Raw genomic sequence first — 16,001 nt, 5'->3', positions numbered from 1 at the left:
CACACGGTTGGGCGAATCATCCCTGCATCGGCAAGCCGCGCAGGATCGCCCGCACGCCAAGGGCGTGTCGTTCGATCCGCAGCTGCAGGCCATGGTGATCGCACAGGCGACGCATGATCTCCAGGCCGAGGCCGCTACCAAGGCTGTCCTGGCCTTTTTCAAAAGGGCGTGGATCGGGCCAGTGGCCAAGGGATGCGTCGCTGCCAGTGCTGTTGTACACCGACAGTTCGCCTGCTTCCATGCTGATGCGCACATGTCCCAGCGGTGTATGGGCGAAGGCATTGCCGATCAGATTGGACAGCACCACGCGCAGGGCCGGCTCCGGCGCGCAGAGCGCCGCATCGTCGGTCACTGTCATCTGTACCTCCACTGGCCGTGCGCCGAGCAGAGGAGCCTGTTCAACGATGACCCGCTCCAGCAGCGGTATCAGACGCACCTGCGCGGCGGGTGGCGCCTCGTCCTCGCGGGCCAGGGCCAGCAGTGCCGCCACCGCCTGCTGAAGCTGCAGCGCGGACAGGCGGATATGCTGCAGGTGCTGCTGCCCGCGCTCGGACAGCCCGGGTTCGTGCAGCAACTGGCCGGCAGCGCTGGAAATCACCGCCAATGGTGTGCGCAGTTCGTGGCTGGCATCGCGGGTGAAGGCGTGTTCGCGGGCAACAAAGGCGGCCACCCGAGCGGACAGCCGGTCCACGGCACGCGCCAGCACGCCGATCTCGTCATCCTCGAAGTGAGCAGCCAGGGCGGTGTCTGCCTGCGGTAGCAGCGGCAACGCCTCCACGTGCGCCACGAGCGAGTACAGAGGGCGCGTGCCACGGCGCGCAAGCCACACGCCCAGCAGGATCGCCAGCAGCACCATCACCAGCGCGGTGCCGGCCAGCAGGGCCACCACGCCATCGCGGATCGGGCGCACCGCCAGCTGAGAGCTGACCTCGGCGATCAGCCAGGCAGGCCGTGACGGCGGTGGCGGATCCATGCGTCGCACGTGGTAGTGCCGGCCCTCGTTGCCGCTGAATTCAGAACGCCACGGCTCCTGGGTGAATGCGGTCTGCAGATCGCTTGGGAACGCGGCCGTGTCCTGATACAGACGGATGGCCGCATCACCCGGCTCGCGCCACCGACCCCTAGCTGCATGGACGGCAAGCTGCGCCTTCGCTTCACGGGCCAGCTGTGCATTGAAAACGCTGTCTTCCACGGCGTACATGAAAACCAGCGAATACAGCCCGAACACCGTGGCAATGAGCAGGGTGAAGGACGTAAACGCGACGACCAGGCGGCGGCGCAGGCGCTGGATCGGCCGCCGCTTCATGGCGAGACCTCCAGCCGGAAGCCGACGCCGTGCACGGTGCGCAGCATCTCACCGTCGAATGGCCGGTCCAGTACCTGGCGCAGCAGGTACAGATGCGAGCGCAGCGGATCGGAGGGGGGCGCTTCATCTCCCCACAGGCGTTGCACCAGTTCGCTGCGGGTGACGGTGCGTGGCCAGGCTTCGGCCAGTGCCAGCAGGATGCGCTGTGGAACCTGCTGCAGCTCCAGCGCCGTGCCCGCGCGCCAGGCCTGGCCGCTGCGCCGGTCGATGCTCAACGCACCGATCTGCAGCAGGTTCGGTTGGCCCACGCGATGGCGCCGGGCGAGGGCAAGGCAACGGGCCAGCAGCTCTGCGTCGTCGAACGGCTTGACCAGGTAGTCGTCCACGCCGGCAGCGAACCCCTGCAGCTTGTCGTCGATCGCATCGCGTGCGGTCAGCATCAACACCGGCACATGACGGTCGCTGCATTCACGCAACCGCCGGCACAAGGTGATGCCGTCAATGCCTGGTAGTCCCACATCGAGCAGCAGCACGTCCGGTGGTGTTGCCAGCGCCAGCCGCAGGCCGACCTGGCCGTCGGCGGCGAAGTCGACCTGATGGCCCTGGGCCTGCAGCAGGTCGACGATGGCCGAGGCCAGCGGCAGGTTGTCTTCGATCAACAGCAGGCGCAGGCGCTCGGCGTCCATGGTCAGGGCTGCATGCGGGCCAGGAGAGCCTTAGCTTCGTCCAGCTGCGGCTGCTTTTCCAGCAGTGCCAGCAACTGCTCGCGTGCCTGGGTCGTCCTGCCGAGGCGCCAGTGCGCATCGGCGATGGCCACGTCCAGTCGCGGTTCCTGCATGTGCGGGCGGGCCAGCTGCATGATGGCCAGTGCATCGGAGACCTGAGTGCCGTCGGCTGCACCCTGCAGCTGCACGTACCCGAGCATGCCGATCAGCTCCACATGGAAATCGGTGCTGCGCTCTGCCAGCTGCCGCGCTGCGCTGTCGTCGCGCCGCTGCAGGTGCTGCTCGACAAGGACCATGCTGCGTTCGTCACGCCAGGGCTCGCGCGCTGCAGGAGTGCGACCACTGGCACGCACGAAGGCATCGGCGAGGGCCGCGGTCGAGAACGGGTTCTGCCCGGTCAGCAGCCGGCCATCAACCACCACCTTGGGCATCATCAGCGGCGCCTCCTGCCAGTGCGCCCCAAGTTCGCGCATGCGCGGCTCCAGCTGGAAGCTGAACTCCTTCGCCCAGCGCTTGCCGAACTGGGTTTCCTCTTCCTCGGTGAAACCGGTCATCGCCCGGCCCTGCACAAGCGGGCGTCCATTGCCCAGGCGTACCTCCGCCAGTGCGGCGGGGCCGTGGCAGACGGCGGCAACGACGCCGCCCTGTTCCCAGATGCTGGCGATGGTCTGCTGCAGGGCGGTGTCGCCGGGCAGGTCGAACATCGCGCCTTTTCCGCCGATCACCAGCACGCCCTGGTAATCGGCGGCACGAAGCTGTTCTGTGGGAAGCGTGGCCGCCAGCTTGGCAACGGCCTGCTGATCGGCAAGCAGCGCGGCATTGAATGCTTCGGCAGGGTTGTACTTGTCTGCTTCCACGGCACCGCCGCGGGGGCTTGCCACGTCGATGGCAAAGCCGTTGCGCTTGAGGATCAACCAGGCTTGGGCGAACTCGTCCATCTCGAAACCCGGACGGCTCTTGCCCTGGTCGCGGCCCTCGCTGCTGACCACCAGCAGCACGCGCGGCGGCTCTGGCGGAGCGGGGGCCGCAACAACAGCCAACGGCAGCAGGACCAGCGCTAGCAGATGGCTCGGGTGGAATCGGAACATGCTCGTCTCTCCTTGGGTGTGCGGCGCAGTCTGCGCGGCAGATGTGAAGCAGACTTCAAGCACGCCGGCGGTTAACCTGAGTCCCTGTTCCCGCATCACATCGCCATGTCCATCGTCCTCACCGATTTCGCCCGCCCCCGCCTGTTCCCCCGCGTGCCGCGCGGCAACACCATCCAGGACTGCAGCGCCGAGCAGTTCGAGGCGCACCTCAACGCGCATCCGCCGTTGAAGGTGCTCGATGGCTATGCACCGTTCTGCAAACTGTTCGTGTACGAGAACTGGACCAGCACACGCTGCCTGACGGTGCCGATCACCGACGCCAACCGCCACCAGCTGCGCAGCGGCTACGAGGCGCGCAACCGCGAGGAGCTGCCGGTGCTGGTGCGCTGGTTCGAGGGCGTGGAATCGCCGCGTGCCAACTATCTGGTGGTGATCCTGTACAGCGCCGAGCAGTTGGCCAAGGAAGGCTCGCCCATTGATGCGGACTGGGGCATCGTCGGCTGCATCTACACCGCCGAACCGGAAGAAGTGCCGATGGCGCCGATCACCATGATGCGCAATGCACTGGGTGTGGAAGAGGGAGGGTCGGACGTGCCGCTGGATCGCGCGGCGTACCAGCGTGCGGTGGCGTTCTGGGAGAGCAACGCCAACTGGCGGCCGTGAGAACGCAACGTCGCCAAGCGCAGCGCGAGGCCGCCAGGTAGTGCCACGCCATGCGTGGCATCGACAGCGCGCTGGGATGTGAATTCGGGCCGGGTGCCGCGCGATACGATGCAGCCTCCATCACAGCAGGAAGCAACGATGATCAGGACGTGGATGCCGTGGGCGTTGGCACTGGGCGCCTTGCTGGGTTCATTCGACAGTTCGGCCCAGCGTTACGATGCCGCCGCCGCGTGCGGTGGATTGACAGACGCGACATCCATCCAGGATGTGGGCGTCACCGCGCTGCAGGCACGTGTCCAGCAAGGGCGCTGCACATTGCACGTGGTGGCTGTTGATGCGGACGCATTGGCGCGCCAGCAACGCATGCTGGAAGCGGTGTCGATGGCCGCATGCAAGGCCGCGTTGGAACCGCAGTCATCTGCGCAGCCGTTGTCGCTGGTGCTGCGTTTGCCTGCACGTTGCCCGCTGTCGTCCAAGACCACGTTGTTCCCTGCCGCCAACGGCAACTGGAAGCCCGGCATTCCGGAATATCCGGCTACGGCTGTCCGTGACGGATTGCAGGGCAAAGTGCGTCTGAGGGCGCTGGTGAACGAGAACGGCAGGGTTGTTGCAGCGGTAGTACGCGTGTCCAGCGGTCACGCGGTGCTGGACACGGCAGCGGCCAAGGGGGTCCGCTCGTGGACCATGCAACGCGACGTGCAACAGCCTGCACTGCCCGCCATGAGTGTGATGGAAGTGCCGGTGACCTTCGCCCTCAACGAATGATGGATGCGCCTGTCTGGCATCTGCAACCGGAACCGGCGCAACCAGCTTGGCGTAGACCCACCTTCGCGGTGGAGCCACGCCATGCGTGGCTTCAATCATCGGTCACAACGATCCACTCCCACCACGGGTAGTGGTACTCGCGATCGGTAGCGTCCCACCGAAGGCCGCAGCTTGTGCAGGCCACCCGATGCCGGTCGCCCCAGCCATCCTCGGCCACGCCCTGTTCCAGCAGCCGCACATGCCCCTGTTCGATCAGCCGGCGTGGGTTGAAGAACAGATAGTCCGGATACAGCGCGCACAGGCAGCCGCTGCGTTCACGCCAATAGCGCAGGCGGCGCAGTGCGGCTTTCAGGTGCACATCGTTGCTGACCAGCGCACCGCCGAGCTGCACGCCCTGGCAGGCCTGCTCGATCCGTTCGGCATGTGGCGCCAGTGCGTCAAGCGTAGTGGCACTGAACAACCGCGCCAGCTGGCTGCTCGCCGCGTGGATACGGCTGGCATCGCGCGACAGCAGATCCTGCAGCAGCACGTCGGCCTGCGGATCATCCAGCCGCGGTGGCGGCGATGCGGACCATGGCCAGCGCATCAACGGGGCCTGCCGATCGCGGCGTAATGGCCGCCGGTCAGGCGCAGCAGGTCGGCGGGTGCCAGCTCGACTTCCAGTCCACGCCGCCCCGCGCTGACATGCAACTGCGGCAGCGTCTGCGCGCTGGCATCAAGGAAGCTGCGCAGGCGCTTCTTCTGCCCCAGCGGACTGATGCCGCCGACCAGATAGCCGGTTGCGCGCTGCGCGGCATCGACGGCGGCCATCTCGCATTTCTTGCAGCCGGCGGCTTCGGCCAGTGCTTTCAGGTCGAGCTGGCCGGCCACCGGCACGATCGCTACCAGCAGTTCGTGGGTTTCGGTGCTGGCCAGCAGCGTCTTGAATACCTGTGCAGGGTCCAGGCCCAGCTTTTCGACGGCTTCGCCGCCGTAGGATTCGGCATGGGCGTCGTGCACGTAGCTGTGCACGGTATGGGCGATCTTCTCGCGCTTGAGCAGGTTGATGGCCGGGGTCATGGGGGAATCGTAGCGCGGCCTTTCCCTGCTGACTTGACCGAGGCTACTGCTGCATCGGCTGGTGATGGGAAGCGGCTCCCCGGCATCCCGGCGCGGGCAACTCATCACGTCCGCGATAGTCGGCAATAGATGGATCCACGTCATGCGTGGATCCACCCGATCCATCGCAGATCAGCGCGACATCGGCTGCTGCGCTTGTGCCTGTTCCTGCGCCTGCCGTTGTGTCTGTTCGGCGTTCAACGCTTCGCTCTGGCGTGTGCTGGACGGCAGGTCCTGGCCGACCGCCTGCGCAAGGTCGATGTAGGTGCGGTGCGCGGCAGGATCACCCAGTTGGCCCTGTACCGCGAACACGCCCTGGCCATCCGGGCGCGCCACCACGGTGTCCACCTGTGACATGCCGACGACCTTGGACTCGTAGGCGACCTGTCCAGCGGCATTCTCCAGCTGGCCGCGGTCATGGAACAGCGGCGAAAGCCCGCCCTGGCTGCGCTGCTGCTCAAGCGCCTCCAGTTTCTCCACCACCTGCTGGTAGCGCGGATGGTCGGCGTGCCCGGGCGTGGCCATGCTCGGTGCTGCTGCGGGCGCCGCAGGTTCGGCCTGCTGCTGGCGCTGCTGGCTTGCCGCGTCCAGCGCCCCCAGGGTGCCGTTGCCGGCTTTGCCGTCCACGGTCAGCTGGTGATCGCGCTGGAACTGCTGGACTGCCTGCAGCGTGCCCGGGCCAAAGTGACCGTCGGCCACCAGCGGTGCACCGTCCTTGCCCGTGTAGCCGAGGTCGGCCAGCTTCTGCTGCATGGCCTGCACTTCATCACCCTTTGCGCCGTTCACCAGCACGCCACTACCAGCCTGAGCACCGGGTGTGGTGGGCGAGCCGTGCGAGGGGGCATGGGTCTGGGCGATGCCCAGCTGACTCATGGCCGTGTCGAAGCGTTCATCACGGCTGGTCACGGCCGCAGGCGACTGGATGCCGTACTTGGTTGCATCGACGAAGGTCTGCACGTCGGCCCGGGTGGGGGGATCGCCGGCCTGGATGGTACCGCCCTGCAGCTTTTCCGCATTGCCGGCCAGATAGTTGATGAACTGCGGGCCCATGCTGCCGAACTGGTTGTCATAGTCGGCCATGGCCAGCTGCAGTTCCGGGTTTGCCACGATGGCATCGGCGGCGGCCGGGTTGGTCGCACGCACCTTGGTGATGGCCTCGTCGACGCGCGCGATGGCGCTGTCCAGCTTGGCGTTGGTAAGCTGATCGATGTTGGCCTGCGGAATGGCCTGCAGCTTGGCGTCGAGCGCGGCCAGCTGCTGCGTGCTCAGCCCCCCCTGCTGGGACAGCAGTTCGATGTCACCGTTGCTGAAGCCGTTGTCGCGCAGGAAACGCCTGGCCTGGGGGTTGCCGCCGACGTCGAACTGCACCAGGCCGAACGAGTAGGTGCTGGTGCCTTCCTTGGCGTACGCGAAATGGTCCAGATGGCGGGTGTTGCCGCCCAGCTCGGTGTTGAGGAACAGCGTGGACAGCTGCTCGCGGGTGAGGGTGGAATCCGTTGCCATGATGATCGTCCTTCAATGAGGAAAAAGGAGCCGGGCCTGGCCGGCGGATGTCAGCCGGCGCAGTGCTGCTGGGTGAAGCCGAGCAGCTGGCGGGTGGCCTCGGTGCCGTAGGCGGCGGGCGCCGGCTCGATGGCGAACTGTCCGACCATCTGGTTGCTGCACAGCTGCACGTTGCGCTTGCCGCTGGCCGTTTCCTGGGTGCAGTTGGCCGCAAGCTGGGCGTTGTGGCCGCCGCCGATGTTGGTAGCCGCCGTGCAGCCCAGCAGGCGGCCTTCCTGGCCGTTTTCGCCCAGCAGCGTGTTGAAGGTCGCCAGCTGGCTGTTGGGGTCGCGCAGCACCAGCATGTCCACGCACTGCTGCTGGCCGTCGGGCACTTCGCAGGCGTCCTGGTCGACCAGGCCGTCGCGCGTGGCCGACAGCACCTTGAGGCGGTCGGCAACTACCTGTTGCAGGCAGTGCGCGTCGCTGCACAGGTCGCGCGTGTGCTGGATCCAGCGCTGCTGCTCGGCCTGCAGCCTGGCCTTGCCGGCGGCATCCAGGGTCTGGCTTGCGGTGGCTTCGGCCTTGGCCAGCTCGCCTTCCTGCTTCAACAGGGCGGGGTCGTTGCAGATCAGGGCCTGCACCGGCGATGCCGAATCGGCGCAGGTGGTGCTGCCGGCGCTCGCTGCGGGGGCGCTGGTCGCCTTGCCGTCGGTGTTGGCCTGTCCGCTGGCTGCTGCAGGCGTCGTGGCCTGGGCATCGCCGGACGGCGGGGTGCAGGCGGCCAGCAGGGCCACCCAGCACAGGGTCACGAGGGGCTTGATGGCGCGGGTCATACGTTCACTGCTGCGCTGCATGTCTATCCTTTGATGTCTGCGTCCTGGCGCATGGCCTGCGGGCGGCAGGCATGGGGCGAACCATGGAACTGGGGGGCCGTCGGGGGGAACAGAGCGTAGCAAGCGACGTCGTAGGGCTCTGTGACAGGGCGCGCGGATCGGGCTGGCGGGTGCCGGAATGCAGAACGGGCGCCCGAAGGCGCCCGTCCGTGTGCATCCGTTGCTGGAGCCAGAGCCCTTTCCTGCGGAAAGGGATCCGACCCCGCGCACGGCATCAGTAGCGGTAATGATCCGGCTTGAACGGACCTTCCACCGGCACGCCGATGTAGTCGGCCTGTTCCTGGCTCAGGGTGGTCAGCTTCACGCCGATCTTCTCCAGGTGCAGGCGGGCCACTTCTTCGTCCAGCTTCTTCGGCAGCAGGTACACCTTGTTCTCGTAGCTGCCCTTGTTGGCCCACAGGTCGATCTGGGCCAGGGTCTGGTTGGCGAACGAGTTGGACATCACGAAGCTCGGGTGGCCGGTGGCGCAGCCCAGGTTCACCAGGCGGCCTTCGGCCAGCAGGAAGATCGCGTTGCCGTTCGGGAAGATGTACTTGTCCACCTGCGGCTTGATGTTGACGTGCTTCACGCCCGGGAAGGCGACCAGCGCATCGACCTGGATCTCGTTGTCGAAGTGGCCGATGTTGCAGACGATGGCCTGGTCCTTCATCGCGCTCAGGTGCTCGATGCGGATGATGTCCTTGTTGCCGGTGGTGGTGACGTACAGGTCGGCACGGCCCAGGGTCGACTCGATGGTGTTGACCTCGAAGCCTTCCATCGCCGCCTGCAGGGCGCAGATCGGGTCGATCTCGGTAACCACCACGCGCGCACCGTAGGCACGCAGCGAGGCGGCGCAGCCCTTGCCCACGTCACCGTAGCCGCAGACCACGGCGACCTTGCCGGCCAGCATCACGTCCATCGCGCGCTTGAGGCCATCGGCCAGCGACTCGCGGCAGCCGTACAGGTTGTCGAACTTGCTCTTGGTGACCGAGTCGTTGACGTTGATCGCCGGGATCAGCAGGGTGCCGGCCTGCGCCAGCTGGTACAGGCGGTGCACGCCGGTGGTGGTTTCTTCGGAAACGCCCTTCCAGTCCTTGACCACGCGACCCCAGTAACCCGGACGCTCCTTGGCCACGCGCTTGAGCAGGTTCTTGATGACCTGCTCTTCGTGCGAGGCGGCCTTTTCGTCCACCCAGGTGCTGCCGTTTTCCAGCTCGTAACCCTTGTGGATCAGCAGGGTCACGTCACCGCCGTCGTCGACCACCAGTTCCGGGCCGGTCAGGGTGCCGTCGGCCAGGGTGAAGGTCAGTGCGTCCAGGGTGCAGTCCCAGTACTCTTCCAGCGACTCGCCCTTCCAGGCGAACACGGGGGTGCCGGTGGCGGCGATCGCCGCAGCGGCATGGTCCTGGGTCGAGAAGATGTTGCACGAGGCCCAGCGCACGTCGGCGCCGATGTCCTTCAGCGTCTCGATCAGCACCGCGGTCTGGATGGTCATGTGCAGCGAACCGGTCACGCGCACGCCCTTCAGCGGCAGGGTGGCGGCGTGCTTGCGACGGATCGACATCAGGCCCGGCATCTCGTGCTCGGCGATGTCCAGTTCCTTGCGGCCCCAGTCGGCCAGGGTGATGTCGCGGATCTTGTAATCACCTTCGGTGGAGAAGGTCTTGGCAACAGCATTCATGCAGTAGCTCCGGTTGTGGGCGAGCGGATGCTCGCATCTAGCCGGGCGCCGTTGTTGCAAAGCCACCTGGCCGAGCCTGGCCGGTCTCAAGGGATCCGGTCGCAGCGCCCCTCGGCAGGGGAGGATGCCCATTATATCGCGCCTCCGCTGTGACACAGCGATGACCCAACCATCGGCAGATGGGCGGATGTGCATGGCCTGTTAAGGTCGAGGGCTTCACGCAGCGAACAGGTGGAACAATGATGAGCACGCACGCACGCCGCAACCGGCGCTTGACTGGCCTGGTCCTGTCGATGGCCCTGCTGGCGGTGGTCCCGCAGGCCTGGGCTGCGGCCCCGCAGGCGGCACAGACCCAAGCGCAGGGCGTGACCGGTTATGAGCTGCCCTCTGCCGCACTGCAGGCGGTGGTCGACGCGCCGCGGGCGCCGTCGCTGTACCTGTCCCCACGCCGCGACGTGGCCGCGCTGATGCAGATGCCGTCGCTGCCGTCGATCCAGGTGGTGGCGCAGCCGGAACTGAAGCTTGCCGGCCTGCGCATCAACCCGCGCACCTTCTCCGACAGCCGCTTCAGCTTCGGCCAGAAGCTGTGGCTGATGAACGTGGCCGACGGCAAGGAGCGGCAGATCAGCGGGCTGCCGGCCTCGCTGTCGATTGCCAGCCTGACGTGGTCGCCGGACCAGAAGTGGCTGGCCTTCAACCAGGTCGATGCCGCTACCGGCGCCAATGAGCTGTGGCTGGTGGACGTTGCCGGCGGCAGCGCCCGGCGTCTGGTCGCCGGCCTGAACACTGTCCTGGGCAGTGGCTACCAGTGGTTGCCGGACAGCCGTGGGCTGGTGGTGTTCACCCGCCCGGCCAACCTGGGTGCCGCACCGGCCGCGGATGGCATTCCGACCGGCCCGGCCGTGCAGCAGACCGGTCAGGGCGGCGGCGTGGTGTCCATCCGCACCTACCAGGATCTGCTGAAGAACGAGGCCGACGCGCGCCAGTTCGATTACTACGCCACCACCCAGCCGGTGGAGGTCAGCCTGGACGGGCAGAGCCGTGCCATCGGTGCGGCCGGCATCTTCATGGGCTTTGCGGTGTCGCCCGATGGCCGCTTTGTGCTCAGCCAGCCGGTGCAGCGCCCGTACTCCTACGTGGTGCCGGTGAGCAGCTTCCCGCGCCGCATCGAAGTGCTCGACCGCAGCACCGGCAAGCTGGTGCACACCGTGGCCGTGCGTCCGTTGGTGGAGGGCTTGCCGACCGGCAACGATGCCGAAGTGACCGGCGTGCGTGACATCAGCTGGCGCGGCGATGCCGATGCCACCCTGGTCTGGGCCGAAGCGCAGGACGGCGGCGACCCGAACAGGGAAGCCAAGGTGCGCGATGCGGTGTTAATGCAGGCCGCACCGTTCGACACGCCGCCGGTGACCCTGGCCCAGCTCGGCAGCCGTTACGCCGGCATCAGCTGGGGCCGCGGCGACCTGGCCCTGCTCAACGAATCGTGGTGGAAGACCCGCCGCAGCAAGACCTGGCTGATCGCACCGGATAACGCCAGCGCCGATGCCAGGCTGCTGTGGGACCGCGATGCGCAGGACCGTTATGCCGATCCGGGTCGTCCGCTGATGGCCAGCGATGACCGCGGCCGCTCGCTGCTGCAGACCACCGCCGATGGTGGCAGCCTGTATCTGGCCGGTGCCGGTGCATCGCCGGAAGGCGACCGTCCGTTCGTCGATCGCTTCGAGGTGGCCAGCGGCAAGGCGACGCGCCTGTTCCATTCGCAGGCACCGACCTACGCTGCGCCGGTGACGTTGCTGGATGCGCAGGCCAGTTCGCTGCTGATCAGTCGCGAAAGCCCGGATGAACCGACCAACTTCTACGTGCAGTCGCTGACCGACACCAACGCTGCACCGCGCGCGCTGACCCACTTCGCCCATCCGCTCCCGCAGTTGAAGGGCGTGCAGAAAGAGCAGATCCGCTACAAGCGCAAGGACGGCGTGGACCTGACCGCGACCCTGCTGCTGCCGCCGGGCTATGACCCCAAGCGCGATGGTCCGCGGCCGCTGCTGATGTGGGCCTACCCGGGTGAGTTCAAGAGCGCGGCGGCCGCCAGCCAGGTGACCGATTCGCCGTACCGCTTCAACGCGATCAGCTACTGGGGCCCGCAGGCGTTCCTGGCCAAGGGCTACGTGGTGCTGGCCAGCCCGTCGATGCCGATCATCGGCGAAGGCGACAAGGAACCCAACGACACCTACATCGAACAGCTGGTGGCTAATGCGCAGGCCGCGGTGGACGAGGTGGTGCGGCGTGGCGTGACCGATCGCGAGCACATCGCCATCGGTGGCCATTCCTACGGTGCGTTCATGACCGCCAACCTGCTCGCGCACACCCGCCTGTTCAAGGCCGGCATCGCCCGCAGCGGCGCCTACAACCGCACGCTGACCCCGTTTGGCTTCCAGGCCGAAGAGCGCAACTACTGGCAGGCGCAGGACGTGTACCAGAAGATGGCGCCGTTCAACTACGCCGAGCGGATCAAGGATCCGATTCTCTTCATCCATGGCGTGGACGACAACAATTCGGGCACGTTCCCGCTGCAGAGCGAGCGCATGTTCGCTGCGGTGAAGGGCTTGGGCGGCACTGCCCGACTGGTGATGCTGCCGAACGAATCGCACGCCTACCGCGCACGCGAATCGATCATGACCATGCTGGCCGAGAGCGAGCGCTGGCTGGAGCAGACCCTGGGTCCGGTGCAGCAGGGCAAGGCCAAGAAGACGCGCTGACGCGCATGACGGCGGCCCTCGCTGCGGGGGCCGCCTGTTCGGCTGCGCCGCCACCCGAGCACGGGCTCGGGCGCTACAGGGTATGGCGCGTGATGACGTCTGTAGAGCCGAGCCCACGCTCGGCTGCTTCTGCTGCGGATACGTGCAGATGAAACCATTTCCGCATCGCAGCATCGTGCGTAATCTGGTTTAGGCTTGGGGTCTGGATCCGTTGACCGAGGCCTGTGCGTCGCCGATGAACGAGTACCGCAGCAGTATCGAGTTCGCTTCCCCCGATCTTCCCCTGCGTGACGATGTGCGCCGTCTCGGTGCACTGGTCGGCGACCTGCTGGTCGAGCAGGTGTCGGCCGCTTTTCTCGATGACGTCGAGGACGTGCGTACGCGTGCGATCGCCCGCCGCGAGAACCAGGCGCCGCTGTCCGAACTGGCCGATGGCCTGGCCGGGCGTGCGCCGCAGCAGGCCGAGACCATGGTGCGTGCGTTCAGCACCTACTTCCAGGTGGTCAACATCGCCGAGCGCGTGCATCGCATCCGCCGACGCCGCGACTACCAGCGCGCCGTTGCCGCCGCACCACAACCCGATGGCCTGCAGGATGCCCTGCAGCACCTGAAGGCGCAGGGCGTTGGCCTGGACGAGCTGGCGCAGTGGCTGCCACGCATCGATATCGAGCCGGTGTTCACCGCGCACCCGACCGAGGCCGTGCGCCGCGCGCTGCTGGAAAAAGAGCAGCTGATGGTGGCCAGCCTGGTCGACAACCTCGACGGCCAACGCACCCCCGGTGAGGCCGCCGCCGACGCCGCGCGCTTCCGCATGGCGTTGACCGCATCGTGGCAGACCACCGATTCCTCACCGGTGCGTCCGACCGTGGATGACGAGCGCGAGCACGTCGGCTTCTATCTGGTGCAGGTGCTGTACCGGGTGATTCCGGTGCTGTACGAATCGCTGCAGCAGGCACTGCGCGATACCTATGGCGAAGAGCTGCCGTTGCCACGCCTGCTGCATTTCGGCACGTGGGTGGGTGGCGACATGGACGGCAATCCCAATGTGGATGCGCACACCATCCGCAACACGCTGGATGCACAGCGCGTTGCCGTGTTGGGCCAGTACCAGAAGGAGCTGCTGCAGCTGGCCAGCCTGCTCAGCCAATCCACCGAACGGGTGGGGGTGAGCGATGCACTGCAGGCGCGTGTTGCGCATTACCAGCAGTTGCTGCCGCAGGTGCAGTCGCGGCCACGCCATGCCGACATGCCGTATCGGTTGCTCAACGACCGCATGCGCGCGCGCCTGCAGGCCACGCTGGATGATGCCGACGGCGCCTATGCCGGCCCCGACGAGCTGATCGATGACCTGCAGCTGATCCTCGACAGCCTGCGCGCGAACCGTGGCGAACATGCCGGCGGCTTCGCCGTGCAGCGCCTGCTGTGGCGGGTGAAGACCTTCGGCTTCCATCTGGCGCGGCTGGATGTGCGCCAGGAATCGAGCGTGCATGCGCGCGCGCTGGCGGCGGTGCTGGGCGGCGACGCAGCATGGGATGCGTTGGATGCAGCTGGACGCGCGCGCCTGCTGGCGCCACATGCCAGTGGTGAAACACCCTTGCCCGCTGGCGATGATGAGGGCAGCCAGCGCTTGGATGCGGTGTTTGCCGCATTGGCCGATGCGCGTGCGCGGCATGGTGGCGACGCGCTGGGCAGCTACATCATCTCGATGGCGCACGACCGTGGCGATGTGCTGGCAGTGCTCGCGCTGGCGCGCCGTGGTGGGTTGGTCGATGACGCCGGCAGCGTGCCGCTGGATATCGCGCCGCTGTTCGAGACAGTGGACGATCTCAAGCGCGGCACCGCGACGCTGCGTGACCTGCTGGCCGATCCGGTGTACCGCGCGCATCTGCGTGCACGTGATGATGTGCAGATGGTGATGCTGGGTTATTCGGACAGCAGCAAGGACGGTGGCATTGCCGCCTCGCGCTGGGGCCTGCAACGCGCGCAGGTTGAGCTGCTGGAGGTGGCTGCCGAAGCGGGCCTGCGCCTGACCTTCTTCCATGGCCGCGGCGGTTCGATCAGCCGTGGTGGCGGCAAGACCACGCATGCGGTCGATGCCTCGCCACGCGGCAGCATCGATGGCCGCCTGCGGGTGACCGAACAGGGCGAAGTGATCCACCGCAAGTACGGCATCCGCGCGCTGGCGCTGCGTTCGCTGGAGCAGGCCACCGGTGCGGTACTGCGCGCCAGCCTGCGCCCGCGCGCCGCCGAGCCGCGCGAGGACGCATGGCGGCCGGTGATGGACGTGGTCGCCGGTTCCAGCAGCGAAGTCTATCGGGCGTTCGTCGGCCAGCCACGTTTCATGGATTACTTCCGCACCGCTACGCCGATCGATGTGATCGAACGGATGACACTGGGGTCGCGGCCTTCGCGCCGGCTCGGCCAGGATGCGGCATTGACCAACCTGCGTGCGATTCCGTGGGTGTTCGCCTGGAGCCAGGCGCGCGCGGTGATTCCGGGCTGGTATGGCGTCGGCAGCGGCCTGCAGGCGGCGGTGGACGCCGGCCATGAAGCCACGCTGCGTGAAATGGCGCGGGACTGGCCGTTCTTCCGCACGTTCCTGGATGACATCGCGATGGTGCTGTCCAAGGGCGATATCACCATCGCCGAACAGTTCTCGCGCCTGTCAGGCGAGCTGCACGACGCGTTCTTCCCGCAGGTTGAACGCGAACTGGAACTGACCCGGCACTGGCTGCTGGCGCTGATGGAGCAGCAGACCCTGTTGGACCACGACGCGCGGCTGGCGCTGTCGATCCGCCTGCGCAATCCCTATGTGGACCCGATCAGCGTGCTGCAGGTGGACCTGCTGCAGCGCTGGCGCGGAAGCGGGCGCGAGGACGATGACCTGCTGCGTGCGCTGGTGGCCTGCGTGAATGGTGTTTCGCAGGGCGTGCAGAACACCGGGTGAGCCGCTGTGGTAGTGCCGGCCGCTGGCCGGCAACCTTGCATCTGTTTCCGAGCATCAGGAGGTTGCCGGCCAGCGGCCGGCACTACCGGGTTTGAGATCATTCTTCCGGCGACGGCGGATTCGACGCCAGCAGTTCCAGGTGCCGCTGCTCCATTTCCTGGCGCAGCTGGCGGCGGATCAATGCTGCGGCCTGGCGGCGCTTCTCGTCCGAACTGGCCGGCTGCAGTGATGGAACCGGCGTCGGCCGGCCTTCCTCGTCCACCGCCACCATGGTGAAGAAGCAGCTGTTGGCGTGGCGCACGCTGCGCTTGAGGATGTCCTCGGCCACCACCTTGACGCCGATTTCCATCGACGAGGTGCCGGTGTAGTTCACCGAGGCCAGGAAGGTGACCAGTTCGCCGACCGCGATCGGCTGGCGGAACACCACCTGGTCCACCGACAGGGTGACCACGTAGCGGCCGGCATAGCGGCTGGCGCAGGCATAGGCGACCTGGTCGAGCAGGCGCAGGATCGCACCGCCGTGGACCTTGCCGGAGAAGTTGGCCATTTCCGGCGACATCAGCACGGTCATGGACAGCTGGTGGGATTTGAGTTCGGTCGACATGGAGCGAT

The 16,001-nt window shown here is 67.0% G+C and carries 13 protein-coding genes and 1 riboswitch; of the genes, 4 read left to right on the top strand and 9 right to left on the bottom strand.

Annotated elements, in window-relative coordinates:
• Positions 1 to 16: 16 nt before the first annotated feature.
• The 3 genes from AC27VL_RS12300 to AC27VL_RS12290 are packed head-to-tail and all read right to left on the bottom strand — an operon-like array spanning position 17 to position 3,119.
• Entirely contained in the window at positions 17 to 1,306 is a 1,290-nt protein-coding gene (locus tag AC27VL_RS12300; RefSeq protein WP_488766655.1) for a sensor histidine kinase, read from the bottom strand.
• Complete coding sequence (locus AC27VL_RS12295) at positions 1,303 to 1,992, bottom strand: response regulator transcription factor (RefSeq protein ID WP_488766653.1); 690 nt, start codon at positions 1,990 to 1,992, stop codon at positions 1,303 to 1,305. The genes AC27VL_RS12300 and AC27VL_RS12295 overlap by 4 nt, the downstream gene beginning before the upstream one ends.
• A 2-nt stretch (positions 1,993 to 1,994) precedes the next feature.
• Entirely contained in the window at positions 1,995 to 3,119 is a 1,125-nt protein-coding gene (locus AC27VL_RS12290; RefSeq protein ID WP_488766651.1) for a type 1 glutamine amidotransferase domain-containing protein, read from the bottom strand.
• A gap of 105 nt (positions 3,120 to 3,224) precedes the next feature.
• On the opposite strand from AC27VL_RS12290, the gene AC27VL_RS12285 reads away from it, so the two are divergent.
• Together AC27VL_RS12285 and AC27VL_RS12280 are read left to right on the top strand one after the other, a co-directional pair.
• The gene (locus AC27VL_RS12285; RefSeq protein ID WP_488766649.1) at positions 3,225 to 3,782 is read left to right on the top strand and encodes a DUF3228 family protein; all 558 of its coding nucleotides are present in this window, start codon (positions 3,225 to 3,227) and stop codon (positions 3,780 to 3,782) included.
• Between the two features lie 138 nt (positions 3,783 to 3,920).
• Positions 3,921 to 4,547, top strand: a complete 627-nt coding sequence (locus AC27VL_RS12280; protein WP_482996964.1) for a TonB family protein — start codon at positions 3,921 to 3,923, stop codon at positions 4,545 to 4,547.
• Positions 4,548 to 4,638: 91 nt separating this feature from the next.
• Here the strand turns inward: AC27VL_RS12280 and AC27VL_RS12275 are convergent, their stop codons facing one another.
• From AC27VL_RS12275 to ahcY, 5 genes are all read right to left on the bottom strand, one after another.
• The gene (locus tag AC27VL_RS12275; RefSeq protein WP_483023257.1) at positions 4,639 to 5,133 is read right to left on the bottom strand and encodes a hypothetical protein; all 495 of its coding nucleotides are present in this window, start codon (positions 5,131 to 5,133) and stop codon (positions 4,639 to 4,641) included.
• Positions 5,133 to 5,606, bottom strand: a complete 474-nt coding sequence (gene ybaK / locus AC27VL_RS12270; RefSeq protein WP_100551579.1) for a Cys-tRNA(Pro) deacylase — start codon at positions 5,604 to 5,606, stop codon at positions 5,133 to 5,135. The genes AC27VL_RS12275 and ybaK overlap by 1 nt, the downstream gene beginning before the upstream one ends.
• A gap of 171 nt (positions 5,607 to 5,777) precedes the next feature.
• Positions 5,778 to 7,148, bottom strand: a complete 1,371-nt coding sequence (locus AC27VL_RS12265; RefSeq protein WP_488766646.1) for a peptidoglycan-binding protein — start codon at positions 7,146 to 7,148, stop codon at positions 5,778 to 5,780.
• Between the two features lie 50 nt (positions 7,149 to 7,198).
• On the bottom strand, positions 7,199 to 7,984 hold the full coding sequence (locus AC27VL_RS12260; protein ID WP_488766644.1) for a lysozyme inhibitor LprI family protein: 786 nt from the start codon (positions 7,982 to 7,984) through the stop codon (positions 7,199 to 7,201).
• A 253-nt stretch (positions 7,985 to 8,237) separates the two neighbouring features.
• Entirely contained in the window at positions 8,238 to 9,683 is a 1,446-nt protein-coding gene (gene ahcY / locus AC27VL_RS12255) for an adenosylhomocysteinase (protein WP_089238815.1), read from the bottom strand.
• Positions 9,684 to 9,719: 36 nt separating this feature from the next.
• A riboswitch (S-adenosyl-L-homocysteine riboswitch) is annotated at positions 9,720 to 9,802 on the bottom strand.
• Positions 9,803 to 9,925: 123 nt separating this feature from the next.
• Here ahcY and AC27VL_RS12250 point away from each other — a divergent pair.
• Together AC27VL_RS12250 and ppc are read left to right on the top strand one after the other, a co-directional pair.
• On the top strand, positions 9,926 to 12,442 hold the full coding sequence (locus tag AC27VL_RS12250; protein ID WP_488766641.1) for a prolyl oligopeptidase family serine peptidase: 2,517 nt from the start codon (positions 9,926 to 9,928) through the stop codon (positions 12,440 to 12,442).
• A gap of 235 nt (positions 12,443 to 12,677) precedes the next feature.
• On the top strand, positions 12,678 to 15,389 hold the full coding sequence (gene ppc / locus AC27VL_RS12245) for a phosphoenolpyruvate carboxylase (protein WP_488766703.1): 2,712 nt from the start codon (positions 12,678 to 12,680) through the stop codon (positions 15,387 to 15,389).
• Between the two features lie 97 nt (positions 15,390 to 15,486).
• Here ppc and AC27VL_RS12240 read toward each other — a convergent pair whose 3' ends face one another.
• The gene (locus tag AC27VL_RS12240; protein ID WP_089238821.1) at positions 15,487 to 15,993 is read right to left on the bottom strand and encodes an acyl-CoA thioesterase; all 507 of its coding nucleotides are present in this window, start codon (positions 15,991 to 15,993) and stop codon (positions 15,487 to 15,489) included.
• Between the last annotated feature and the right edge of the window lie 8 nt (positions 15,994 to 16,001).

The sequence above is a fragment of the Stenotrophomonas sp. 14P6.2.3 genome, assembly GCF_057799055.1.
The sequence above is the reverse complement of the archived record's forward strand: the minus strand, read 5'-3'. Positions and strand labels throughout refer to the sequence as shown.

Coding starts and splice junctions, on each gene's coding strand:
- AC27VL_RS12300 (WP_488766655.1), bottom strand. CDS start 1,306: ATGAAGCGGCGGCCGATCCAGCGCCTGCGCCGCCGCCTGGTCGTCGCG.
- AC27VL_RS12295 (WP_488766653.1), bottom strand. CDS start 1,992: ATGGACGCCGAGCGCCTGCGCCTGCTGTTGATCGAAGACAACCTGCCG.
- AC27VL_RS12290 (WP_488766651.1), bottom strand. CDS start 3,119: ATGTTCCGATTCCACCCGAGCCATCTGCTAGCGCTGGTCCTGCTGCCG.
- AC27VL_RS12285 (WP_488766649.1), top strand. CDS start 3,225: ATGTCCATCGTCCTCACCGATTTCGCCCGCCCCCGCCTGTTCCCCCGC.
- AC27VL_RS12280 (WP_482996964.1), top strand. CDS start 3,921: ATGATCAGGACGTGGATGCCGTGGGCGTTGGCACTGGGCGCCTTGCTG.
- AC27VL_RS12275 (WP_483023257.1), bottom strand. CDS start 5,133: ATGCGCTGGCCATGGTCCGCATCGCCGCCACCGCGGCTGGATGATCCG.
- ybaK (WP_100551579.1), bottom strand. CDS start 5,606: ATGACCCCGGCCATCAACCTGCTCAAGCGCGAGAAGATCGCCCATACC.
- AC27VL_RS12265 (WP_488766646.1), bottom strand. CDS start 7,148: ATGGCAACGGATTCCACCCTCACCCGCGAGCAGCTGTCCACGCTGTTC.
- AC27VL_RS12260 (WP_488766644.1), bottom strand. CDS start 7,984: ATGCAGCGCAGCAGTGAACGTATGACCCGCGCCATCAAGCCCCTCGTG.
- ahcY (WP_089238815.1), bottom strand. CDS start 9,683: ATGAATGCTGTTGCCAAGACCTTCTCCACCGAAGGTGATTACAAGATC.
- AC27VL_RS12250 (WP_488766641.1), top strand. CDS start 9,926: ATGAGCACGCACGCACGCCGCAACCGGCGCTTGACTGGCCTGGTCCTG.
- ppc (WP_488766703.1), top strand. CDS start 12,678: ATGAACGAGTACCGCAGCAGTATCGAGTTCGCTTCCCCCGATCTTCCC.
- AC27VL_RS12240 (WP_089238821.1), bottom strand. CDS start 15,993: ATGTCGACCGAACTCAAATCCCACCAGCTGTCCATGACCGTGCTGATG.